The sequence below is a fragment of the Flavobacterium ajazii genome, assembly GCF_010614725.1.
Classification (GTDB): Bacteria; Bacteroidota; Bacteroidia; order Flavobacteriales; family Flavobacteriaceae; genus Flavobacterium; species Flavobacterium ajazii.
This window is the reverse complement of sequence record NZ_JAAEHL010000009.1, coordinates 107872-132287: the sequence shown is the minus strand read 5'-3', so window position 1 is coordinate 132287 and position 24416 is coordinate 107872. Positions and strand designations below refer to the sequence as shown.

The window sequence follows — 24416 nt, the reverse complement described above, 5'->3', positions numbered from 1 at the left end:
ATCATGAAAACACTTTCAGAACACATCCAAGAAAGTTTTACTCCTGTTAAAGAAGATCAACAAACGGTTATAGAGAATCTTGATGATAACAAAGAAGAAGTTGTTAATGAAGAAGCTGTAGAAAAAGAAAAACCGTCTGGTGGGACAGACGGTCTTTAATGTGTTATATAATTTAAAATGCACCCAACTGCATCATTAGAAGATTCTCAATTGTTATATGTACCGCGCGAAGGCTAAGTATAGGAATTTGGAAAAAATCTTCGTCCGTAATTATTTACTAACACAAAGATAATCAATTCTTTCTAAACAGTAAAAACATGTTAATTTTTAACATGTTTTTACTGTTTAGAATTAAATATTTGAATCTATTAATAACACCTACTCGTGCTATTATAAAAACTCGAAATACTATAAGACTTGACAGCTTCTTCATTAGATGCTTTATCATTATAAAAAGATAGGAAATCACGTTCATCTTCCAAATCTCCAATCTTTTCTAATTTCTCTTTAAGTAAATCAAGGTTTTGATTAAAGGTTGCTTTTTCTTGTTTTGTGAAAGTATCAGAATCATATCTTTTTTGACCCAATCGATTCAAATATGTATGTTTCTTGATTATAGCATTACAAGAATTTACATTTGTTTGTGCTGATTGTAACAATCCCAGATATTTAGTTTTCCATGATTTATATTCAACTGTATTACCAAGATTTTGATAATTAATTGCATCAAGGACAATTTCTAATTGACCAATGAATTTCTGAGACATAACATAATACATTTCATCAGTACCTGATTTTTTGAGAATTGGAAATCTGTCTATGTTTTCTTTTGCCTTAATAAAGTCGTCATGTTTTTCTGTGATCAGCTCGTTTTTTACAAACGTATTTGCAACTTCTTTATTAATTAGTATATAGTTATCTGATGATTTTGTGAAGTCTCCTGATAAAGCTTTCATATCAACAAGATTTTCTTCAATAACATATACGGACTTCTTTGAAAGTTTATCTGACAATACTTTTCCAGTTTCTGTTTTAGGAATCTTAGAAATCTCATTCAATGTTTCCAGATAATATCTATAATCGTTTGTCTTTTCGGGTTCTGATATTTTGATTTTTTGTATTTCAGATTGGAAAGTTTTTAGATCATTTTTGTTTGAACGTTTACCTTGTTCGTGAACAAGGATGTTTCTTGTAGATGATTGTTGATTAGAGTTTGAAGTTTTGACGAAATCATTTAGTTTGATTCTATCATCGGCTACAGTAACTTTTATATTGCATTTGTCTGCTAATGCTTGAGAATCGATAAGTAACTTTTCTTTGATATCATACTTTTCATCTGAAGACAGAAATGTATTGATATTTTGTGAAATTGTATTTATGACTTCCTGTTTTTCTTTGCTCTCTTTTAAAGCATTGTTGTATTGATCGAATGCAGGTTTGTATTGCTCAAGTTTCCTTAACTCCTTTTTGTATTGATTTGTTTCAACCTCTCCTTCAACATAAGGGTAATAATCAATTTCTTTAGAAACTACAGGATAAATTTTGAAAGGTTCGATGTTGTACTTCTCGATGATTTGTTTTGTCAATTCGGGAGTGATAGTCAATTTTTTCTGAGCTGATACACGTGTGGAAAATAAAAATGTGGAAAAGGAAATAATGGCGTACGCCAAATGCATGCAGTACTTTTGATAATGCTTTTTCATTGTGTGGTAATTTGGATTTATAAATGTTTAGTGCAAAAAGAAGCGTGGACAATTACACCAAACCAAATCCAGGGTTACCACACCCTTAAACAAGCAATGATGTAAAGCCACGCCATAGCGGCGTACCTCACATACATTATTGGCTTGTTAAATCGAGAAGCTGTTGAACTTCAGGGTGGTAATTTGGATTTAGCAATAACGTAATTAAGCACGAATATTTTTACAATACAAAAATAAATAAAAAGGGTAACGTAGAGAAATGAAAGTGATACATAATTAAAAAATGATTAAATTTGTATTGATATTAGTAGTAATGGTCTTGATAATAGTTTTATACTTATATCTTTACTTAAAAAAATCTAGAAAAATGCCCTATTCATCATTATATATGTCTGGTGAGATATTAAAACGTGCTAAAGAACAAGGCGAAGGAATATCTAATATGAAACTTCAGAAGCTTTTATATATAGCAAATGGCTTATATTTAGCAAAAAGTGGTACATCATTGATAGAAGAGCCTATTAAAGCATGGAAGTATGGACCAGTTATTGAAAAAGTTTATCATGAATTTAAAAGGTACGGAAATCAAGATATTACTTCTATTCCCTTGGAATATCAACTTTATAACCACAATGTAGATTTAGACAAAGATGCTAAATTGTCAATTGAATTTGTAATAGAAGTAGCTAAAAAACTAAATGCGATACAATTGTCAAATTGGACTCATGATGAAAAATCTCCATGGTCAATAGCTAGGTTAAATGGAGAATCAATAATTTCAGAAGAATTGATGAAAAACTTTTTTAATCAATTTCTAGATCAACCACCATCAGATTCTGTGACTGTAAGTGTACCTCCATCTACATCTCCTGTTGTAGTAAGTCCTGTGGTAGAACCTGATGAAGAAGAAACTAATCCTATATAATTTTCTTTATTTTGATAAATTTAAATAGTTTGAATAATCTTGTTGGACAAGTGGCATCTATGCCAAATGTTCCAAGTTCTAATGAAGAAAGGATGTTTTATGAGAGACATCTACATGATATGGCTCACTCCAAACAAAATATGGAAGAACGTAAAATGTATGCATCATTAATATTTCAATTTACTGTTCTTTGGTGTTTTGGATTGTTTATAATTTTAGTAGGGTGTGGGTTGGAAAAACTTAAATTATCAGATACAGTTATAACGGCATTTATAGGTTCAACTACTATTAATGTATTTGTTTTCTTCAAATTAGTAACAGAGTATCTTTTTAATAAAGAAAAACCACATGAGTAATTTTTTATAGATTATTCTTTCTTATCATCCTCAATGCCAGTTGTCACCCTTGTTAATAAACTGTCTTTAGCTGGACCTACTCTCCTAAAACTAGCTGAATTTTCATCTAAAAGTTTCTCTTTGGAAACTTCTTTTATAGGTTTATTATTTAAAGATTCTTGAATGTGTTGAGTTAATGTTTTCATAGTTTTTTATTTATGTATTAAACCTTTGCAATCAACTCCTTATACCTCAGTCTTTCATCACAATTAATCAAAGTTAGATTAAACTGTTCCCCCAGACTCATTGTTCGGATGTTATATCGATAAGCAAATTCATCACAATAACGATGTAAGTGCTTGTCACTTGTTTTATGATATATTCCAACAATACCACGCTTTAAAAGTCCCCAGAAGCCTTCAATACCATTTGTATGATATGCTCCTTTTTTAAATAGCCCTAAATTATGCTTAATAACTTCATGGCTATAATGTCTTTCCAATCCACGATACCCTCTCCATCCATCACTTACTACAGTTGAACCTTTTTTAACTTTTCCATCAATTATACCTTTTAATGTTTTTCCTTTAGCATTTTCTATAACTTGAGTATATACTATACCACTATTTAGCATTCCAAATACAGGTGTTTTTGTTTTAGTACTTCTGCCTTGTGTATTATCAATCTTTTTTCCTTTGCTACGATTTTTGTTTTTTCCTCCGACATAAGTCTCATCAACTTGAGTGATACCGTCAAATTCGAAATCGTCTCTCATTCGAACCGCATTTCGAATTCTGCTTAACATAAACCATGCAGTCTTTTGTGTTACACCTATTTCTCGCATTAATTCATAGCTACTCATACCTTTCTTATTTGTTGTGAATTTAAAAATAGCCCTGAACCATTTTTGTAATGGCACTGTTGATTTTTCGAAAATTGTCCCTTTGGTAACACTGAAAGGTAATCTGCAATCTTTACATTTGTAGTAGCCATTGTCATATCCTCTCTTTTTAATTCTATAATGATTATCACGTTGGCTTCCACAATGTGGACAAATTGGTTCTCCATTCCAACGCAATTTTTCAAGGTGTTCTCGACATGCTATCTCTGTATTTAATACCTTTCCCATGTCGTATACAGATTTAAAAATCTGTGCAGTATTAAGTTCAATATCAGGATGTTTGCTCATCTTTGTTTTATTAAAAATAATACTTTTTGGTGTTATAGGTAAGGTTTTTCTTGTCTTTTTTGGACGAGTTGTTAACAATTTTACTGGGTCAGGGAACAGTGTTCGTGTGGGTTCAGGTGCTTCTTCTAAACCCCATTTAATAAGTAAATATCTTAGAATATCTTCGCAAGCCTCTTGAAATGAAGTTGGTTCAAAATCTTGATAGATTTCTTCATAATCAGTTTGTGAGAAATCGTATGAATTGTAGCAAGTTGTGAAGTCATATTTAATAGAAGCCATAATTTTAGAGTTTGAATTATGGCCAATGAAACAACATTGGAAAATGAAGTTAATCTGATTTGAAAAGTTTGAAAGCTTTCGAAGTAAATCAAGGATGTTGTTTAATTTATAAAATAAAACCACCCGCTAGAGACAGGTGGTTTTGAAATTTTTAATTGTCATGAAATATATTTTAAAAAAAATTAGAGAAGTTGAGTGGTATTTTCATAAGATTTTTAGTAATTTCAAAATTTACTTTAAATACATGACAATAGATCAAGAGAATATAACGGATTATATTTCAAAAGACATTTCTAACTTCATAAAAATGAATTATGAAAAATCATTATTTGTCATTAATGAAGTAAATGCTGTAATTTTACCACATAAGAAAAACTATCAATCAATACCTTATAAATTCTTCATAGTATTTCAATACCAAGGAAAAAAATTTAAGATCACAATCGAATATAATCTTACTGAAGAAAATATAAAATATGGATTGCAATTTAATGAAGGTGTTGATTATGGGGAAGTATCTTTACCAATAGCAGAATTCTATGGATATATTACTACTTCACAAAAACTAATTAAGAATATTTTATTGTCTACAGAATTACCTTCTTAAGTTAACTTTGAATGATTTTTATGTGGTAACCTGGGTATATTATTATCTTAAATTATTATGTAGGCCAAAATACTTTTGAAATAAAATACTTCAATCCAAAAACTAAAACTGTAATGACATTGGAAGACTGGCGAAAAGGAAAATAAAAACGGCTTATAACAGATGCTAACCAGATTTGGGCAATGGGCTTAATGGAAAAGTGATTCTGTATTTGTGATGATTTACTTTGCCTGTTCGCTATCGCTCGGATGGCAAATTCATAATAAAGGCTGCCCAGAATAGACAGCCTTTAAAAACTAATTAAAATAAAAATAAAAAATCAATAAGAAAATTATAATCCTGAACAGGTTTATAAAAAATCTTATTTTGCTTTCATAAGCACCTGTACGCTGTTTGATTTCTTTAAAGCATTTACAGTAAATTCTTTTAAATCTTTTGCAGTGATGGTGCTCAATGTATTTTTAAGAAGTTCCATATCAAGAGGTGTTTCGTCGTTACGAACATAAGCTGTAAGAAGGCTTAGCCAGTAACTGTTCTCTTTGATCTGCTCCTGATAATTCTTGATAATCGATTGTTTAATGTCTTCCAGCATATTCGTTGGAATGTTTTCGGTTTGTACCCTTGCCAATTCTGCGTGAACAATTTTTACCAATGCATCGGCTTTGTCAGGATTACAATCAAAATTGATTTCTAAAGAGAATAATGGAGATGGAGACTGCGATAAATCGGCTCCAACCTGCACTCCGTAACTGCCGCCTTCTTCTTCACGAATGGTTTCTAAGTAGCGTTTAGTCAGCCATTCTGAGATCATATAACTTAAGATTTTGTTCTTTTTAGAATACGTAACATCTTTGTTTTCTAAATGAAGATAAACCGTTGTTTTTGGCGTATCCATCGTTCTGAAGATCGTTTTTTCTATCTTTCCGTCTTTCATGAAAATTTTATGATCAACATATTTTTCTGTTTTTGGAGTTGACGGAAGATTGCCTAAATAGGTATTGATTACTGCAATATCTTTTTCAGAGATGTTTCCAACGAATAAGAAAGTGAAATCTCCGGCATTAGAAAAACGTTCGGTGTAGAATTTCTTGGCTTTATTCAAATCAAAAGCATTGATGAAATCTTGATTCAATAACCAGTTACGTTTGCTGTAATTGGTGTTTAAAACCGAAATAGTATCGCTTAATGCTTTTTCGTTGCTGTTGTGAGCGTTGTTTAATTTGTTTTGGTATTGCTCTTTTATCTTATCAAAAGTAGTCGTATCAAATCTTGGATGCTGGAAATAAAGGTAAGTCAACTGTAATAATGTCGTTAAAGATTCTTTATTGCTGCTTCCGTTAAAACCTTCGTATAAACCTCCAATATATGGACTCACGCTGGCCGTTTTACCTGCCAGTTTCTTTTTTAAATCGGTAAACTTATAATCACCCAAACCAGAGTAAGCCGCAGCGGCCGTTGCAATTTGTGCTGATGGAAGATCCTGCCAATCTGCCAAAGAATTTCCTCCTGCGCTGTAAGCAGAAAACAAAATCTGGTCTTTGCTCAGTGTCGTTGGGTAAATAATCACTTTTGCTCCGTTTGCCAAAGTATATTGTTTCGCATTGGCGAAAGCTTTAATGTCGCTGTTTTTTGCAATCGCTTTTTCTGTCAGCTGTTCTTTAACTAAAGAAGCAGTTAATTCTTCTTCTTTGTACGGTTCCAATTTGCTGGTTGAAATGGTTTTCATTGCATTCCAATAGTCATTTGCTTCTGGAAATTTCGTTGCTGCATCTTCTGGAGCAGAAACCGATAAGATTAAGTTTTGTTTTGGTTCTAAAGCTCTAAAAGCGCTGTTAACTTGTTCCAAAGTAACTTTACTTAGAAAATCGTTCATCCATTTGTATTCCTGATCTAAAGTCATTACCGGATTGGCTTCTAAGAAATACATCTGTAATTGTTCTGCCCAGTATCCGTTGCTGATTTTGTCTTTATTCGCTAAACGATTATCATAATTGCTGCGCATTTTGGTTTTCAAACGATCTAATTCCTGCTGTGTAAATCCGTTTTGAATGGCTCTTTCGTATTCTTTGTAGGCTTCCGAAAAAGCTTCTAAGAATTTACCTTTTTTAGGTGTGATGTACAATGAAAACTTGCTGTCTAATCTTGAAAGATTATCATTTCTAACACCAAAAGATAAACCTGCCGTTTCATTGTTGATGATGTATTCTCCAAAACGAGTATTCATTAACTGCATCGCAAGACTTTCCTGCATGCTTTTCGTCATTTCGGCTTCGTCTTGCACTAAAGGTTTTGGCATAGTGTACGAAAGTGAAATTCCCGAACGCTGTAATTCTTTGTCAGTTGCCAGCACATAACGGTTTTCTTTCTGTACCGGAATTTTTTCGTATTCTCTTTTGTTGATTTTCTTTGGGGTCGGTATCGAACCGAAAATCTCTTTAACACGTTTTTCGATTAAAGCTACGTCGATATCCCCCACAATAACGACAGCCTGATTTTGCGGTTGATACCACTTTTTATAATAATCTCTTAAAACCTGATATTTGAAATTATTGATGACATTCAAGTCACCAATTACATTTCGTTTAGCATATTTAGAACCTTGAAAAACGACTTTATCAATTTTTTCTCCAGCTCGGTAATCTGCGTTTCTTCTAGTACGCCATTCTTCACGAATTACGCCTCTTTCGGCATCAATTTCGTTATTCGCTAAAAGCAGCGAACCTGACCAATCGTGTAATACATACATGCAGGAATCCAGCAAAGTTTTATTGTCTGCAGGAACATTGCTGATGTTGTAAACGGTTTCGTCATAAGCCGTGTAAGCATTGATGTCTTTTCCAAAAGAAACACCTTGCTTTTCCAGCATATTGATGATTCCTTTTCCTTTAAAATGTTCAGTTCCGTTAAAAGCCATGTGTTCCAGAAAATGCGCTAATCCGTCTTGATCATCATTTTCTAAAATAGCTCCTACATTTTGAACAAAATAGAAATCGGCTCTGTCTTTTGGCCATTCGTTGTGCATGATAAAATACTGCATTCCGTTTGGAAGCGTTCCGTGTGCGACTTCTTTGGGTAACGGAAAAGTAGTTTTAAACTGCGCAGAAACCTGGGTTAATCCCAAAAACAGTAAATGCGCTAAAATTAATTTTGTTTTCATTGTTGATAGTTATTGTTCTTTTTTTGATTGAATTTTAGTTGGAATAGGGTATAAGAAGCCCTTGCTGTTCATTTGAAGGTTTTATGAGAAACCTTCAAATAACAGTTTTTTTAAACACATAGAAACATAGTTAGCAGACCTAAAAAAGGTTTTTCACTTACATTAATTCACATTCCCGATAGCCATTGGGACTATGTATGGAAGCTAGCTTCTTCTTTGTTCTCAAGTGAAAAAGAGAAAAAAATCTATGTTTCTATGTGTTTTATAATTTTAATTAAATTACATCCAGTCTGGTTTTGCGGCACCTTTTAAGTAGTAATCAAAATACTGCTGCATTTTGAGTGTCCAGTCTTTTCTGTTTTCGGGATTGTCCAAACTATGCCCTTCTTTTTTATAGTTTAGCAAGTAAGCAGGTTTTCCTAAACGACGGAGTGCAAAGAATAGTGATTGTCCTTCTTGATAAGGAACCGCACGGTCATTATCATTATGGAAAATCAAAATTGGTGTTTTTATATTTTTCGCTCCAAAAAGAGGCGAATTTTTGATGTAGCCGTCAAGGTTTTCATGCATAGCACTTCCCATACGCAATTGATCTGCTTCATATTTAAACATAGTCGAAATACCATTAGATCTCATAATTGGGTAATTGGCTGTAAAGTTGCTTACTCCTGAAGCGACAATAGCACAAGTAAAAATATCGGTTTTAGTAGTTAAAAAAGAAGTTTCGTAACCTCCAAAACTATGTCCTTGAATTCCAATTTTCCCTTTTTCTGTAATACCTTGTGAGATTAGATATTCAACACCGCTTATAACGTCATTGTAAGTGCTATTTCCAACTTCGCCATAAACGTAATGCACATCGGGTTGAAAAACAATATAACCTCTACTTACAAATGTTGGAATATCAATGTTGGCAGAGCTTACTTCAGGCTGTTGATAAACATTAAAATCTTCAGTATGTTTTTCATAGAAATGAACAATTACTGGATATGTTTTTTTACTATCGTAGTTGTCTGGAAGATAAAGGTTTCCTTGATTTTCTTTTCCGCTGTAGCTTTTCCAAGTTAAAACTTTTGAAGTTCCCCAAGCATAGTCTTTTTGCTGCGGATTAATGTCTGTCATTTTCGATTGTGAGCCAAAACTAGAAGTTCCCCACCATAAATCGGGATAAGTAGTATAGCTTTCTTTTATAAATAAAACAGAAGATTTATCTCCTGAAAGCGCTTCAATTCGCACATTGTAATTTGGGTTGGCAAAAACCTTAGTTACCGAATTATTGTTTACTAACTTGTAAATTCCTTTAGATTTATGTTCAAAATCAAAACCAATTAAAGTGATTTCTTTTTTCTGGTCTAAGTTGCCAATAAATCCAGTTTCACTGTAACGTAATTCCACATTGTTTTTTCTTCCATATCCCTGAGTTATTGTATATGCAGGTTTTTGATTGGTTAAATCGATTGCCCACAAATCAAATTGATCATACAAAACAACAGTGTTTCCATTGTTGAGCCAGCCTGCAATTCCGTATTGCGTGTTTAGATTTGCCATATCTACATTATGATTAGAAACCGGATAAGGAATCTGGTCGCTAATGTTTTTAAATTTCAGAGAAGAAGAATCAAACACAAACCATTTTTTTTGACTTTCATCATAAAAAACGGCAAAGCTTCCTTGTGGATTACAGTTTAAACCGCCAAAAACACCTGATAGTACTTTTGTGGCTTTTCCTGTAGCAAGTTCAATCCAATAAATATCGCTACGTTCATTAAAAGTCCAGTCAACTTCTACAGTATAAGGTTTTTTGTCAACTGCAAAAACACCTTTAGAATTTCCTGATTCAGGAATAATTACTTGATCAAATTCGCCAGTAGCAGCTACTTTGATTACTTTTTTGTTTTGGATGTCATAAAGAAATTTTGGCTCGCTTGGAAGTGTTTTAGAACTTCTTAATAACTCTTGTCTGCGTTCCATAGTTCCTTGATTATACTTCCAGATTTCAATATTCGATTTTGGAATCTGTGTGTTTTCAGGACGTTTATTAGAGTTTACTACCAACGAAATTAAATTACTATTTTCATTGATGGAATAGGCTACTCTTGAAATTGAGAAATTTGAATCGTTTAAAGCAATATCATCATAATTGAATAAAACTTTGGTAGAATTAGTGTTCAGATTGAAGTAATAAACCATGTTGAAATCAGCGCTGTTTGCACCTTTTAAAGTAAAAGTACCGCCGTTTTCTTTGTCGTTTAATTGAAAATCTCCAAAATCGGATGCTTTTCCGCTGTAGACTGTTTCTTGTTTGCCACCGATTGCTCCGTGTTTTAGGAAAATTTGATCTTTTTCAATCTGAACATACACAATCGATTTGTTCTTTAAAAAACGAGAAGACTTAATGTTGCTTACAAAAGTACTGTCATTGCTTTCTAAATTATAACAAACCAAACGCTGTAAAAAGATTGCTCCTTTTGGAGTTTCCGGACGTGTGTAATACAGGAAATCCGTTCCTTCAAGCGGATTGGTGTAATGCTTGCTTTTCCAAAGTTTTTTAACTCCTGTTTTTAAATTTTGAAGCAGTGTGCTGTCATTTTTACTGTACTGAATCCAGTCTTTTTTCCCGATGAATTTTAGATCATTGATATTTTCCAGAACCAAACGTTTTCCTTTTGGAGCTTCCTGAATAATGATTTGTTTTTTGTTTTCTTTTTCTTCATCCTGAAAAACAGTGCTGTACGAAATCCATTTTCCATTATAAGAAATAGACTTACTATTAATTCTTTGCCATGATTGGTATGCCGATTCGTCTACTGCTTTTTTCTGTGCAGATAAACTATGCACACTCAAAGCGAGTGTACATAGCAAAACTATTTTTTTCATATTTTTTTGATTTTCCAAAAGCAATTATTCGTTTTTCAAAGCATTGATGACACCTGTAAGTTCGTCAACTAATTGTCCTGGGTTTCCAGAATATCCTTCAGATGTAAAACGGATTTTCCCGTCTTTAATCACCACTTTTCTTGGGATTCCGCTTGATTTAAAGATCTGAGCATAGCTGGTAAAAGAAGCATTATTGGTTCCGCCACCTTTTTTAACCAAATCAAAGTACGTATTGATTTTTAAACCTTTTTCTTTTAGATAAGCCAAAGCTTCTTTTTTATAGCCTTCTTTAGTTTCCTGCGTGCTGATAAAATACACTTCAACTTGTTTGTCATCTTTGAAGTTGTTTACCAATTGCTGCATCGCTGGAAAAGCTTTTTTACAAGGCCCGCACCAGGTTGCCCAAAAATCAATTACGATGATTTTTCCGCTGTTTAAAGCCAGGTCTTTTGTTTTTCCGTCAGCTGATTGTACTTTGATTGCAGGAGCTGCGATATCAATCAAGGCGATTTTTTCTTCCGCTTTGTTTTCTTTTTTCAATTGCTCTAAATAAGCAGGAAAATCAGCTTCTTTTTTACCTTCTTTTAAATAGATTTCTTTCAGCTTAGCCGTTGCACCTTCTGATAAGGTATTGGCTCTTGCAGCATTTTTTAAAACATCAGCAGTTGGTTTGTTTAAAGCTTCTAAAGCTCTTACATAAATATCGTTTACACTTGCTTTTTCGTAACGTTTTTGAAATGGCAGTAAATCAAAAGTTTCTAGAACTTCTTTGTATTTTTTCAGCATATCGTACATACGAATCTGAATCACCAGCTCATTGTTCAGCTGATTTTTTGCGTTTTCTGTTGCTTGATTTGGAGACCAGTAAATTCCCTGCATATAAGACAGATCGTTTACTTTTTCCTGCATCTGCTTAATTATTGGTACGGCCATAGTTTCTATAGTTGCAGCGTCTACCGTTTTTAAGTACAAAGCTTTAGAAATATTCTGATGGTAAGCATCGTTTAGATTAGCAAAATTCATTGTTGGAATCATTGCCAAAATGCTTTTATAATCTTTAGTTTCAAAATAGTAACCAAACTGCATTTTTACGATATTATCATAAAAATATTTTTGGTGTGGCGGTACTTCAGAATTGTATGGAAAATCGGCTAAGAACTGTGTGATTACTTTATTTCTTTCCGCAGCATCCTGAATCGGCATGATTTTTTGATATGCTTTGAATCTTACGTGGCTTCCTTTTGGAAATTGTTTTTCGATTACCGCTTCAAGAGAATCCGCCTTTGTTTTATTTTTTAGATCAAACAAATAAATATGATGCACTTTTGTGTACACTTCTTCAGGAAGTCCTTTCATATTCTTTGTAAAGTCTGCTAAAAATTTGCTACCCAATTCCTGAAACTTTTCAGGTTTTTGTTTTTTCAATACATCGAAATACGTGTCAAAAAACTCAGGAAATCTGTTTCCGTTATCTTTTACTTCTTTTTTTAACCAATATTCTGTAGCATCTCCATCAATAGAAAAATCTTTGAAGTAACCACCAAACTGACCGTTAAAATCTTTGTTTCTAAAAGTCGCCCAAGCCAAATCTGCTCCCGGCATTTTTACTTTTGGTTCTTTAAAAGCAACAAGCATATAGCCCGTATCCTGATTCGTGTCGGTTACTAAACCATTTTCGGTATTGCCGTAAAATTTGAAAGCCATAAAAGCACAGTTTTTTGGAACTGTAAAATCGGCGCTGTAAACAGCGCCATTTTTTTTCATTTTGATGTCTTCGGTTTCCCATCTGTAGTCATTGAAAACATAGGCATATCCTTTGATGTCTTTAACGTTCTCAAGAGGTCCTCCTTTTGCATCATAAGTCATACTGAAAGTCATTCCAGGTACGGGGATATCCACCATACCTGTTAATCTGGACTTTATTTCCTGACTTGTAACCTGTAAGGTAAAGGCGCAAAACGCCAATACCAGTAATTTGATATTCTTAATTTTTGTAAACATTGTGTGTGTTTTAATTACCCAATTCCGGGTTTAAATCGATGTAATTTTGGTGAATTGGAAATACATATCCATCACTGTTTGGTTCAAGAGTATAAGTTTCTCCTTTAAAAACTCTAGTATACGTTTTTTGATAAAGCGGATCCAAATTCAATCTTCGCTGATCAAACCAACGGAATCCTCTACCGATAAACTCTTTTTGTCTTTCTAATAAAACTAAATCTAAAGCTTCTTTACTTGTAGAAGCAGATACAGCATATACCGTTCCTGTCTTATATCTTTTGGCTCTAAGAATATTAAGATTATCAATAGCACTCTGCGTATTTCCGGCACGGGCATAACATTCAGCAAGAATCAGATACATCTCAGGAACCGAAACTCCGATATTAATTCCGTTTGTGTAGCTATACGTGTAAATTCCAAATCCTCTTCCAGTATAACTCGGGTAAAAACTAGTTCCTGCTGCTGTATAATAATTATATCGAAGATCATCGGCGCTATAACTGTTTAATAAGTCCTGTGCCAATGGTGCGCCATTATAGGTAAGTAAAAGCGTTTTTGAAAATATAACTTCTTGATTCTGAAGTAAAACTGGATAGCTATAGGCAGATGCCAATCCTTTTAAATCAATTAAGGTATTTTGCATAGCTAATGCTTTTTGTGCATTTTCAAGACTCAAATCATATTGCCCCATCAATAAATAAGTTCTTGCTAATAATGCATAAACTGCTTTTTTAGAAGGGAGTACATTGAAATCCGGAGTATCCTGAATATTATTTGCTAAAGCATTTTTTAAATCAGAAATAATCTGATCGTAAACTTCTCCAACCGTATTTCTTTCTAGTGAAGAATACAATAATGGTTTTAATAACAACGGAACTGCTTTTTCTGAGTTATCAGACGCAGGATTAAACTGTGGGCCATAAGTATTAACCAATTGCAGATAAGCAAAAGCTCTGTGTACAAAGGCCTCGGCATAAATTTCTTTCTTTTCTGCTTCAGTTCCTTTTTCACTACTCATTACGCCGTCAAGAATTACATTACTGTAATAAACTGTTTTATACAAATTTATCCAGTCACTATCTCCTTGTGAGACATCATAGATTGTCTCCTTCCAGGTGTAGCTGTTTCCCCAAATAGTACTAACACTACTTTGGTAAGTGGTTGGGAATTCAACATCGGCATTTGCCAGAAGATAGACACCTCCTGATGCAGTCATACTGCTGTAATTATTTGCAAGCCCTCTGTAGTCAGAAGTATATTTTAAAACTCTGCTGTTACCAACCGGTTCTACTTCAACATAATCTCGGCATGAGTTTAATAAAAGTACCGGAAGAAATATATATAATGTGAATTTTAGAAATTTCATAAGTCTTATTTTTTTAAATTAAAAACTACAATTAAACTGTAAAGTATAATTACGTTGAGGCGGAAGTGTATTATAGTTATTGCTTGATAAGTATTGAGGATCAATACCTAAATCATTTTTAACCCATAACAGACCTAAGTTTCTTGCCGCAAAATTGAAACTCAATGACTTAATAAAAGTATTCTCTATCCATTTATTTGGAACATTATAACCTAATGAAATTTGCTGTAATCTGATGTTGTCTGCAGGAAGCACATTAATATCTGCCATTTGATAACGGTTTAAACTATTGTAACTAATATTAGTAAGCCCTGGTACATTTGTATTCGCTTCATCTCCGGCTTGTCTCCATCTTTGTGCAATCAATTCATCTTTAGCTACTGCACCATACTGAACTCCTGAATAAGAAGGATAGTTTTGCAGAACCGGATTTCTAAATACGTGACCAGCATAATACGTAATCTGAACGCCTAATCTGAAATTATTGTATGAAAAATCATTCATTAATCCTCCGAAATAAGGAGCAAATGTATTTCCCATTTTTTTCAAATCATCTTTATCAATATTTGTTATACCCTGAGATGCATTTATAATTGTTCCGTCTTTTTTATAAACGGTTGACTGACCTGTAGCATCTAAACCAGCCCAATTGTAAGCATATACTGTTCCTATTGATTCTCCAAGCATTGCTCCCCCGCTTAAATACTGATTGGTTGTTGTCACTTTATAACGCGAATCTGTAACTTCATTAGTATTATATGCAAAATTAAAAGTACTGTTCCATTTAAAACCTGAGTTCACTATTACTCCGGACAAAGTAGCATCAATACCATGTCCTTTTAATGAAGCTGCATTATAATTCAGATAAGACCATCCGTAAGTTGGATTAAATGGTACATTGGCTATAATATTATCTGATTTCTTTTTATAAAATTCAAAAGAACCACGTAAACGATTATTAAAGAAACCATAATCTAAACCAAAGTTTAATGTTTTGGTTCTCTCCCATGTCATTTTTGGATTTTGCGGTATAGAAATAGAAGCAGTTGGTAAATTTGTATTGTAATCTACTGACCCTACACTTATAATCGGTTTTGTGCTACCAAATCCTGCTGTTGGTGTACTTCCCCCTGCTCCATAAGTAACTCTCAATGCAAGGTCATTTAGCCAGTTAACATTTCTTAAGAAAAATTCTTTGTTAATATCCCATTTCCCTCCTACAGACCAAAAAGGTTTTGCTCTCTCACTTCTTGAAGCTCCAATTATATTGGCATCATCAAAACGTGCGCTTCCAGATATATGATATTTGTTCATGAAATCATAAGAGCCTAATCCATAATAAGATAAATTTCTCACGTGGGATTTACTGATGCTGTTATCGGAACTACCGATAATACTTTGCCATCCATAAATAGTCGTGTAATAGGTTGTTGGATTTACTGTTATGGAAGAATTTGTGTCTAAGTTATACCCATAATATCTTTGGCTGGATCCTTCTGCTTTTATATCTCTGGTTTCAGCACCGGCCAAAAAGTGAAGGCTGTTATTATCATTAAAGTTCTTATTGATATTGGTTTGGAAACGCATGTTTACAGATTCACTATTTGATAGAGTATTATACAAATATGATCCTACCGGTATTCCGTAAACTAATTTACCAGCCGAACTAACAGAAGTAGCCAGATTAATCATGTTTCGTGTATAATAACTGTCTAATTCACTTAGCGAATTGGTTTTATTTCCTATTGCGGTATACATACCAGAGATCTCAAAATTTAACCATTTGGTAGCTGTAGCTGTCAAACTGGCATTCAATCTTATATTGTTCCCTTTTGTTACTACATTAGAATAGTTTAACTCATCTAAATAATTGTACGTCCATGGCAAATATCCTTTTGCTTCGTAGCTTTGAGCTACTTCAGGCCTGAAAATAATATAACGGTCAATACCATTTCCGTTTTCATCAGCAATCATATCATACGGACGCAAAGCAAAATCCGAAACATTAGATAATGCTTCATTTGCTGTATTGTTTACCTGAAAAGTTGAATTTACGTAGTTTACACCCGTATTTAATTTTAAAAAACTCTTAAGCTGAAACGTATTATTAAGTGTCAGATTATAAGACTGAGAATCGTTACTTCTCATAGCTGCCTGATCATTATTGTAGCCTAAAGAAAAATAATATGTGCTTTTATCTGTTCCTCCATTAATAGACAAATCATATTGTGTTGTCAGTGAATTTTTTAACAAATATCTGTTAATCTGCCCCAAATTATCGTTTTGTGACAACTGATCTAATAACTGATCGCGCTCTGACAAGGAAATTTGACCTCTTTGCTGTCTGAACATAATTTCCTGAGCTGCACTTGGATTTTTTGCATAACCCGAACTAATCGAACTATTAATATTATCTACAATAAACCCGCCACTTACTAAATCTTTCTCATAATCAACATATTGAGCTGTGTTCATAACACGAAGTTTACTCAAATCCATTTTCTCACCAATAGTAGTAGTAGTATTGAAACTGATTACTGGTTCACCTCTTTTACCTTTTTTAGTGACTACCACAATCACACCATTAGCAGCGGCAGATCCCCAAATTGCAGCAGCTGCTGCATCTTTTAAAACCGTGATACTTTCTACATCATCCGGATTCATATAACTTAAAATAGATGATCCCGGCACACCTCTCTTACTAAATGCAAAAGCTTCTGTCTGCGGAAAACCATCAACCACAATTAGAGGATTACCCGAACCACTGTAGTTATTCGTTCCTCTTACCGTTATAGAACCTGTTCTTGGATCTACTTTTACACCAGCCATCTTCCCTTCAATTCTTGACTGAATATCTACGGTTGGAACTTCTGCCAGTTCTTTCGCTCCAATAACTCCAAATGATCCCGTAGCTCTTTCTTTAGGTAAATCTGTATATCCGTTTGAAGCTACAACAACTAAATCTTTCAATAATTCAACCTGAGGCTCCAATATTACATTTAACACTTTTTTATCCTTAACAGCCAGTGTTTTGGTTTTATATCCTAAATAGGAAAATCTAAGAGAGTCTGTAGCAATTACTTCAATTCTGTAATCCCCTTTTTCGCGGGTTACATCCCAAATTTGAGTACCTACCAATAAAACATTTACCCCAATTAAACGATTTCCTTTTTTATCGGTTACTGTTCCTTTAATTTCATATGGTTCCAGCTCGTTTGATAAAGTTTTAATTTTACTTTTTTTAATTACAATCTGCTTGTCAATAATGGTATAAGTCAAGCCTGTATTAGCTAAAGCTGTATTTAAAATTTCCGGAACAGTACTGTATTGATTTATACTCACTTTTTTAGAGGTATTCAGCAAATCATCATTATAAAAAAAGACGTAATCGCTTTTTTGCTGAATTGTAGTAAAAAGGGTTTTCAGAGAAGCTCCCTGTACTTTTACCGATATTTCATTTTGCGCTTCTACACTGTGAGCATAAATACTGGTTATTCCTAAATACAGTGATAAAATGAATACTCTCATAAAAAAAATAAAAGTAAGGTTGATGATTTTTTTAGGCAATAGAAAGCCTTTATCATGATTTTTATTCATAATTTTGTTTTAGTTATCAATAATTGCATCTGCAATTAAAATTTCACATAGCCAAAAGATGTTCCAGCATCTTTTGGTTTTTTTGTTTTTGGTAGGGTTATGTTAGTTTATTTCAAATTTTCATTTAAATCATAGGCATTTATGTTTTTTTGTCGTTAATATTAGTTAATAGTTATTTCTCTGGCGGCTTCGTTATAAACGAATTCAAAACCTGTTGTAGCTTCTAATGTTTCAACTACTTTATCTAAATCATCATTCAGTTTAAAAGCCCCGGAATAGGTTTCGTTCGGGCTTATTTTTTTATTCAAAACAAAATCAACATTGTAATATCGGGTTAACTTTTCCAATACTGATGGAAGTCTTTCTTCTGAAAATTCATAATATCCTTTTCTCCAGGAAAATAAAGGTTCTACATCCTGCGCAATTGTTTTGATTGTTTCTCTTTTTTTGTCTAAAGATGCAATCATTCCAGGTTTAAGAATGGTCTGAATGCTATCGGTCTTAAAAAAGCCTTTTTTAGCATATGCAACTTTTACTTTTCCTCTTAACAGGGCAGTAGAAACTTTTGCATCTTTTGCATAACAACTCACATTAAAAAGCGTTCCCAGTACACGTACACTATAATTATTGGCAGCTCTTACAAAGAATGGTTTTGTAACATTATGCGATACATCAAAAATTCCTTCCCCTTCTAAAAATACTTCTCTGGTTTCGGCATCAAAAGAAGTCGGATAAATTAACTTAGATCCTGAATTAAGCCAAACCTGAGTTCCGTCTGCGAGGCTAAGCTGTGCTCGTTTGCCGTAAGGAACTAAAACTGTATTGTATTGAGATTTTTTAGAAATTTCCTGTTGAATCTGTTTGTTGTTTACATTAATTTTATTTCCTGAAGCATCATAAGCAATTGTTGTACTGTCTCCAACCGTTACAGCCTCCTGATTTGACAGTACTAATTGAACTTTGTTGCTTTTTTCAAAAGAACCTTCATTAGCAGTATTCTTTGCAAACTCCTCAATCGCATTTATTTCTACTGACTGTGACTTTTGCTTAAAAATTGTGACAAGTCCAAAAAACAGGCAAAATACAGCTGCAGCACTCGATGAAAACACATAAAGCTTTTTACGTCGGGTTCGTTTCTTTTCCAAAGCAATACTTTCTGCAATTTTTGCTTTTAAATCTGCTTTGGTTTCTTTTGGTAAAATTTTGAAATTTGGGTACAAAATATTTTTCTTTTAGATTCTCTATAATTACTTAGAGAACCTAAAGTCAAAAACATAGACAAAAAAATAACGTTTTTTTAAAGTTTTTTTCGAAGTTCTTTCAAACATCTGTATATCAGTGTTCTGGAAGATTCGACAGAGATGTCTAAAATTGAAGCAATTTCTTCATAAGGTTTGTCTTCATTGAATCTGTAGAATAAGGCTGTACGCTGTTTTTCGGTAAGTTCTTCCATGGCAAAAGCCAGTTTTGAATTCCGCTCCAGTGTGTTTTCTTCTTCGATTAAAATTTCTTCAAAAGAAAGTTCTTTTAATATAACAGAATCGTAATCAGTGCTTAAAGAGAATATTTTCTGTGAAGCTTTGTGTTTTTTTAAAACATTTCGCTGCGTAATTTTAAAGAGATAAGATTTTACGTTTACACTTTCGGCAAGACCTGTTCGATACTTATAAATGTCAAGAAAGACATCATGAATAGCATCTTTGGCAAAAGATTCTTCGTTAGTATATTGTAAAGCAAAAGTAAGCAGAACATCAGCATAGATATCATACAGCTTTTCAAAGGCGTTAATGTCGCCTTTTTTGATCTGTTGCCATAATAAAATATCTTCTGTGGTATTCTCCATTTAAGGAATAAAATTGCTTATTGGTATTTAATGGCAAATCTATGACTTTTATCAGTCAATTGGAGAATCTTTCGAATATTTCATATCATTTTGAAGATTTTGGGGGAAATAATGGCGATTATTTTGTTAAATTCAACTTATTGAAAAAGTCTTAATGTACTGCTGTGTGGCTTGTAACCGCTATTTATGTTTTTTCTTTTGAATTGAATTTTAAATCAATGTTGCAGGTTAAGCTCTTTGTGATATAATCTAAACAAAAAAGCTTCAGATTTCTCTGAAGCTTTTGTCTTAGTAAGTAGTCCGTGGGGGAATCGAACCCCCCTTACCAGGATGAAAACCTGGCGTCCTAACCGATAGACGAACGGACCTGCTTTGTTATTGTGGTGCAAAGGTGCAATTAATTTTAGAATAGACAAAATTATTTTTTCAATAAACTGTTTCGATTATCCTGAGAATATCATTTTTAGAAATGAAAAAATGTTAATGAATTACGTTTTTTTAAGATGTATTGGATTGATTAATAATTTGTTGTTTTTTGCATGAGAAAAAGAGCCAGGGAAGTTTTTTTCTTTTTTATAAAACGAAAAAAAAATAAAAATTTTAAAGAATATTCTTTTTGAAAGAATATTCTTTTATTTTTATGGCTTTTTTTCGATATTTTTTATCCAAAAACTTTGGTATTGAACAATATTTTTTGACTTTATATCTGCAATTTTTGCCGGATTCATAAAATAAAAAAGCTTCAGATTTTCTCTGAAGCTTTTAGACTTTAATTCTACGTGACTATTCTGAGAATAACTAAAAAAATCAAACCACCAAATCACTAATTTCTAAAGCAATTGCTTTAGCTTGGTCAAAAGTATTAGCTTCTGAATAAACACGTAAAATAGCCTCTGTATTCGATTTTCTCAGATGAACCCAGCTGTTGTCCATTTCGATTTTGATACCGTCTATAGTGTTAATTGTGTAATTGGAATATTTATTCAATACTTTTTCCAAAATGGTTTCCATAGATAAATTGTCCGGAAGATCTATTTTGTGTTTGTACATAAAATACAACGGAAATTTGTCTTTCAGTGCTGATAATGAAAGACCTGATTCAGCCATATAGCTTAATAAAAATCCGATTCCAACTAAAGCATCCCTTCCATAATGTAGTTCAGGATAGATCACGCCGCCGTTTCCTTCACCGCCAATTATGGCATTCACTTCCTTCATTTTTTCGACAACATTTACTTCTCCAACAGCAGCACTGTAATATTTTCCGCCTCGTGCTTCCGTAATATCCTTTAGAGCACGGGTAGAGGATAAGTTAGAAACCGTATTTCCTTTTTGGTGAGATAAAACATAATCCGAAACAGCTACCAAAGTATATTCTTCATTAAAGGGTTCACCGTTTTCACAAATTACAACCAATCTGTCTACATCAGGATCTACGGCAATACCAATATCAAAATTGCCTTCCTTCATTTTTTTGATTAAATCGGTCAGGTTTTCTGTAAGCGGCTCTGGATTATGTGCAAATTTACCTGTAGGATCACAATGCAATAATTCAATTTGATCAATTCCCAGACTGTTTAATAGCATAGGAACCGCAATTCCTCCGGTTGAATTGACCGCATCAACAGCGACTTTAAATTTTCTTTTACTGATTGCTTCAGTGTTAATCAGAGGCAAGTCTTTAATAGTTTCAATATGATAATTGAAATAATCATTGTTTATGGTGTAACTGCCTAAATTATCTACATCGGCATACTGATAATCTTCAGCTTCTATGCTTTCTAAAATGAAGGTTATATCTTTGGCTGAAATAAATTCGCCTTTTTCGTTCAATAATTTTAAAGCATTCCATTCTTTCGGATTATGGCTGGCTGTTAATATGACACCGCCAAGGGCTTTTTCGGCAACTACTGCCATTTCTACGGTTGGAGTGGTAGACAATCCTAAATCAACAACATCCAGTCCCATCAGCTGCAAAGTACCGCTTACAATTTTAGAAACTGTTTCTCCCGAAATTCGGGCATCACGGCCAATTACTATTTTTTTGGTTGCTGTGTCTTTTGTTTTCAGCCAATAACCAAAAGCTGCTGTAAAAGACACAATGTCGTTTGGTGTAAAGCCATTTCCTGAAGCTCCGCCAATGGTTCCTCTTATTCCCGAGATGGATTTTATTAAAGTCATGATTTGTAATTTTTGAATTAAAATAAATTGTGTTTGCTGGTTATTGATGTTGTTGTTGTCGATGATTATGTTGCGCTGTTTTTAAATTATTTCTTTCTGTTTAAAGTAAATTTTAAATCGGAAAGAAGATTTTAAACTTTTTGAAAAAAAACAAGAGCCTGTAATAAAATTAAAAACCAAATAATTTCATTTAACACACTTATTATTAGTGGTTTAAATTTTTAAATACTATGTTTTTTAGCTTTTTAAGAGGCAAAAATAACGAGACACTATAAAAAAAACAAGGAATTGTACTAAAAATGTTCTCGAGCACACTATATTTGTGAAATATAAATCAACATAGAATTCTATAGAATAAAATGGGCATTATGGAAAAGGAAAGTAATACTTATAAAGTACGTCTTATTGAGAATGGCGAATTAAAAATTACAGGAAAAGGGGAGAGTGCTGCCTGGGGGAGATCAGAAGTTTTAACGAATTTCATTTCTCCATGGGATTCACAGGAACCTTCTAAAATTGAATTTAGGGCTTTATGGGATGGAATCCATTTCTTTTTTTGTTTTACTGTTTTTGATGCGCAAATTCATATTGACAAAACAGATGATACAGCGGACAGTATCAATAACTCTGATAGGGTTGAGCTTTTTTTCAGACCCGATGAGACATTAAATCCATACTACTGTTTAGAGATTGATACTCAGGCAAGAATAATGGATTTTATAGCTTATCCAAATAAAAAATTCGATTTTAACTGGAATTGGCCAAAGGATGATATTATGGTTAAATCATCAAAAAGCGAAAGTAGTTTTATTGTAGAAGGGGCTATTAGTGTAGATTCTTTAAACAAATTAAATTTGATTAAAGACAATAAAATAGAAACAGGTGTTTTTAGGGCCAAATACAATTCTAAGGATAATACCAATTTTGAGCCTGTCTGGATTACCTGGATTAACCCCGAAACGGAAACCCCAAATTTTCATACAGCATCTTCTTTTGGGGTGTTCGATCTAATGGACTAAATAGGTTATTCCATATAATAGCTCGCATTTTCAGAATTCACAATATCTATTGGTAAAAGTGCCGAGTGGTTAATTTCTTTTCCAAAAATAAAATGATCTACTAAAAAGCTTAATCCTAAATAAACCTGCTGTTTAGGATTTTGATTGATCAGGAAATCAATTGTGCCCAGATTTAGGAAAGCTATATTTTTGTCCAATAAGTCATAACCGATAAGCGAGATATCATCTTTTTTGGTTTTTTCAATAATTTCGGCTATTTGATACGCTTTTGAAGTAGTGATAAATATACCTTTTAGATTACCATTTTCTTTAAGAAAGTCTTCGAATTTTGTCTCGTAGTTTTTTCTCTTTAGTTTTAAAGTAGTGATTTCGTAATCTGAATTCCCCTTTTGACTAAAATAATTTCGAAACCCTTTTTCCTTTTCCTGCATGTGAACGGCATTCTTGAATTTTTCATCAAAATGAACAATGGCTATTTGTCCCTTTTGGGCAATAGAATCAATTAATTTCGCTGCAACCCTTCCACTTTGGTGTAAATCCTGGCCCACAAAATTTCTAATTTCTTCAGATTCCAGCTGATTATTAAAAGTATTAACTAATATATCCTGTTCGGTATATTTTTCGACAGCTTCCAGCGCTTCTTTATAAAATAACGGAGCCAGTAAAACGGCATCCGGAGCTAAACTCAAAACGTTTTTGTTTACAGCTATAAACGATTCAGTGTCTTCTGGATCAAAGTAATAGGAACTAATTGATAAATTGAATGCTTTAAATTCTTTTTTAGCCTGTTCTATTCCTTTTATACACGGCTGCCAATAAGAATCAGATTCCGGATTTGGAAGTACGACGCAGATAGAATAAATCTTATTGTTTTTAAGATTTCTTGCAATCAGGTTGGGTTCATAATCTATTTGTTCTAATACAGCATTAATACTGTCCAGCGCTTTTTGAGAAACTTTACCTCTTTTATGTAAAACTCTGTCAACTGTTCCTTTAGAAACACCAGCCAATTGAGCAATATCTTTTATTGTAAGTTTTTTATCCATAACACACAAATATATAAAAGTTTGGTTTATTCATTTTTGCAAATTCTCTCAATTTAGATTACTTACTATGTTTTACCTTATAGATTTTTATTGGTTTTGTTCGGAAAATCTAAGGTGTACAATTTTAAATAGCGATTTATTTGAGGGATGAAAGAGAATTTGAGTTTTGGTTTAATATTTTGAGACAATTAGTAAAATAATTTTCAATAATACGGCTTTTTTTTTGCTTTTCGAAGTTTTTTTTGTGCTCGAGAACATAAAATTAGTGTGTTCGAGCACATTTTTGTGTAT

General features: G+C 33.0%; 17 protein-coding genes and 1 tRNA gene. 5 read left to right on the top strand and 13 right to left on the bottom strand.

Annotated features, from left to right (window positions below):
- The first annotated feature begins 3 nt into the window (after window positions 1–3).
- Complete coding sequence (locus GWR14_RS16770) at window positions 4–159, top strand: hypothetical protein (protein WP_163410229.1); 156 nt, start codon at window positions 4–6, stop codon at window positions 157–159.
- A gap of 209 nt (window positions 160–368) precedes the next feature.
- Here the strand turns inward: GWR14_RS16770 and GWR14_RS16765 are convergent, their stop codons facing one another.
- Entirely contained in the window at window positions 369–1703 is a 1335-nt protein-coding gene (locus GWR14_RS16765) for a hypothetical protein (protein WP_163410228.1), read from the bottom strand.
- Between the two features lie 283 nt (window positions 1704–1986).
- On the opposite strand from GWR14_RS16765, the gene GWR14_RS16760 reads away from it, so the two are divergent.
- Together GWR14_RS16760 and GWR14_RS16755 are read left to right on the top strand one after the other, a co-directional pair.
- Window positions 1987–2628: a Panacea domain-containing protein gene (locus GWR14_RS16760; RefSeq protein WP_163410227.1), complete on the top strand. Its 642-nt coding sequence runs from the start codon at window positions 1987–1989 to the stop codon at window positions 2626–2628.
- Between the two features lie 29 nt (window positions 2629–2657).
- Window positions 2658–2984, top strand: a complete 327-nt coding sequence (locus tag GWR14_RS16755; RefSeq protein WP_163410226.1) for a hypothetical protein — start codon at window positions 2658–2660, stop codon at window positions 2982–2984.
- A gap of 11 nt (window positions 2985–2995) precedes the next feature.
- Here GWR14_RS16755 and GWR14_RS16750 read toward each other — a convergent pair whose 3' ends face one another.
- Both GWR14_RS16750 and GWR14_RS16745 read right to left on the bottom strand, forming a co-directional pair.
- Window positions 2996–3169, bottom strand: coding sequence for a hypothetical protein (locus tag GWR14_RS16750; RefSeq protein ID WP_163410225.1), 174 nt, complete (start codon window positions 3167–3169; stop codon window positions 2996–2998).
- Between the two features lie 17 nt (window positions 3170–3186).
- A complete protein-coding gene (locus tag GWR14_RS16745) occupies window positions 3187–4431 on the bottom strand; it encodes an IS1595 family transposase (protein WP_246236337.1) in 1245 nt (414 codons plus the stop codon).
- A 160-nt stretch (window positions 4432–4591) separates the two neighbouring features.
- Between GWR14_RS16745 and GWR14_RS16740 the strand changes: the two genes are divergently transcribed.
- Window positions 4592–5038: a hypothetical protein gene (locus tag GWR14_RS16740; protein ID WP_163410224.1), complete on the top strand. Its 447-nt coding sequence runs from the start codon at window positions 4592–4594 to the stop codon at window positions 5036–5038.
- Window positions 5039–5399: 361 nt separating this feature from the next.
- Here GWR14_RS16740 and GWR14_RS16735 read toward each other — a convergent pair whose 3' ends face one another.
- The 9 genes from GWR14_RS16735 to glmM form a co-directional block, all read right to left on the bottom strand.
- Window positions 5400–8195, bottom strand: coding sequence for a M16 family metallopeptidase (locus tag GWR14_RS16735; protein ID WP_163410223.1), 2796 nt, complete (start codon window positions 8193–8195; stop codon window positions 5400–5402).
- A 279-nt stretch (window positions 8196–8474) separates the two neighbouring features.
- A complete protein-coding gene (locus GWR14_RS16730) occupies window positions 8475–11072 on the bottom strand; it encodes an alpha/beta hydrolase family protein (protein WP_163410222.1) in 2598 nt (865 codons plus the stop codon).
- 24 nt (window positions 11073–11096) lie between these two features.
- Window positions 11097–13073 carry a TlpA family protein disulfide reductase gene (locus GWR14_RS16725; protein WP_163410221.1) on the bottom strand — a complete coding sequence of 659 codons (1977 nt, stop codon included), beginning with the start codon at window positions 13071–13073 and terminating at the stop codon, window positions 11097–11099.
- A gap of 10 nt (window positions 13074–13083) precedes the next feature.
- Entirely contained in the window at window positions 13084–14439 is a 1356-nt protein-coding gene (locus tag GWR14_RS16720) for a RagB/SusD family nutrient uptake outer membrane protein (protein ID WP_163410220.1), read from the bottom strand.
- 18 nt (window positions 14440–14457) lie between these two features.
- Window positions 14458–18036 (bottom strand): SusC/RagA family TonB-linked outer membrane protein, encoded by a 3579-nt coding sequence (locus GWR14_RS16715; protein WP_163410219.1) that lies wholly within the window; start codon window positions 18034–18036, stop codon window positions 14458–14460.
- Between the two features lie 161 nt (window positions 18037–18197).
- Window positions 18198–19256 carry a FecR family protein gene (locus tag GWR14_RS16710; RefSeq protein ID WP_163410218.1) on the bottom strand — a complete coding sequence of 353 codons (1059 nt, stop codon included), beginning with the start codon at window positions 19254–19256 and terminating at the stop codon, window positions 18198–18200.
- 77 nt (window positions 19257–19333) lie between these two features.
- Window positions 19334–19879, bottom strand: a complete 546-nt coding sequence (locus GWR14_RS16705) for an RNA polymerase sigma factor (RefSeq protein WP_163410217.1) — start codon at window positions 19877–19879, stop codon at window positions 19334–19336.
- A 296-nt stretch (window positions 19880–20175) separates the two neighbouring features.
- Window positions 20176–20247: transfer RNA gene (locus GWR14_RS16700), tRNA-Glu, on the bottom strand.
- A gap of 439 nt (window positions 20248–20686) precedes the next feature.
- The gene (gene glmM, locus GWR14_RS16695) at window positions 20687–22060 is read right to left on the bottom strand and encodes a phosphoglucosamine mutase (protein ID WP_163410216.1); all 1374 of its coding nucleotides are present in this window, start codon (window positions 22058–22060) and stop codon (window positions 20687–20689) included.
- 368 nt (window positions 22061–22428) lie between these two features.
- On the opposite strand from glmM, the gene GWR14_RS16690 reads away from it, so the two are divergent.
- Entirely contained in the window at window positions 22429–23079 is a 651-nt protein-coding gene (locus GWR14_RS16690) for a sugar-binding protein (RefSeq protein ID WP_163410215.1), read from the top strand.
- A 5-nt stretch (window positions 23080–23084) separates the two neighbouring features.
- On the opposite strand, the gene GWR14_RS16685 is transcribed toward GWR14_RS16690, so the two are convergent.
- On the bottom strand, window positions 23085–24125 hold the full coding sequence (locus tag GWR14_RS16685; RefSeq protein WP_163410214.1) for a LacI family DNA-binding transcriptional regulator: 1041 nt from the start codon (window positions 24123–24125) through the stop codon (window positions 23085–23087).
- Window positions 24126–24416: the final 291 nt, after the last annotated feature.

Excerpts from the sequence above, each read along its gene's own strand:
- GWR14_RS16770 (WP_163410229.1), top strand. The coding sequence starts at position 4 with ATGAAAACACTTTCAGAACACATCCAAGAAAGTTTTACTCCTGTTAAA.
- GWR14_RS16765 (WP_163410228.1), bottom strand. The coding sequence starts at position 1,703 with ATGAAAAAGCATTATCAAAAGTACTGCATGCATTTGGCGTACGCCATT.
- GWR14_RS16760 (WP_163410227.1), top strand. The coding sequence starts at position 1,987 with ATGATTAAATTTGTATTGATATTAGTAGTAATGGTCTTGATAATAGTT.
- GWR14_RS16750 (WP_163410225.1), bottom strand. The coding sequence starts at position 3,169 with ATGAAAACATTAACTCAACACATTCAAGAATCTTTAAATAATAAACCT.
- GWR14_RS16745 (WP_246236337.1), bottom strand. The coding sequence starts at position 4,431 with ATGGCTTCTATTAAATATGACTTCACAACTTGCTACAATTCATACGAT.
- GWR14_RS16740 (WP_163410224.1), top strand. The coding sequence starts at position 4,592 with ATGAAATATATTTTAAAAAAAATTAGAGAAGTTGAGTGGTATTTTCAT.
- GWR14_RS16735 (WP_163410223.1), bottom strand. The coding sequence starts at position 8,195 with ATGAAAACAAAATTAATTTTAGCGCATTTACTGTTTTTGGGATTAACC.
- GWR14_RS16730 (WP_163410222.1), bottom strand. The coding sequence starts at position 11,072 with ATGAAAAAAATAGTTTTGCTATGTACACTCGCTTTGAGTGTGCATAGT.
- GWR14_RS16725 (WP_163410221.1), bottom strand. The coding sequence starts at position 13,073 with ATGTTTACAAAAATTAAGAATATCAAATTACTGGTATTGGCGTTTTGC.
- GWR14_RS16720 (WP_163410220.1), bottom strand. The coding sequence starts at position 14,439 with ATGAAATTTCTAAAATTCACATTATATATATTTCTTCCGGTACTTTTA.
- GWR14_RS16715 (WP_163410219.1), bottom strand. The coding sequence starts at position 18,036 with ATGAATAAAAATCATGATAAAGGCTTTCTATTGCCTAAAAAAATCATC.
- GWR14_RS16705 (WP_163410217.1), bottom strand. The coding sequence starts at position 19,879 with ATGGAGAATACCACAGAAGATATTTTATTATGGCAACAGATCAAAAAA.
- glmM (WP_163410216.1), bottom strand. The coding sequence starts at position 22,060 with ATGACTTTAATAAAATCCATCTCGGGAATAAGAGGAACCATTGGCGGA.
- GWR14_RS16690 (WP_163410215.1), top strand. The coding sequence starts at position 22,429 with ATGGAAAAGGAAAGTAATACTTATAAAGTACGTCTTATTGAGAATGGC.
- GWR14_RS16685 (WP_163410214.1), bottom strand. The coding sequence starts at position 24,125 with ATGGATAAAAAACTTACAATAAAAGATATTGCTCAATTGGCTGGTGTT.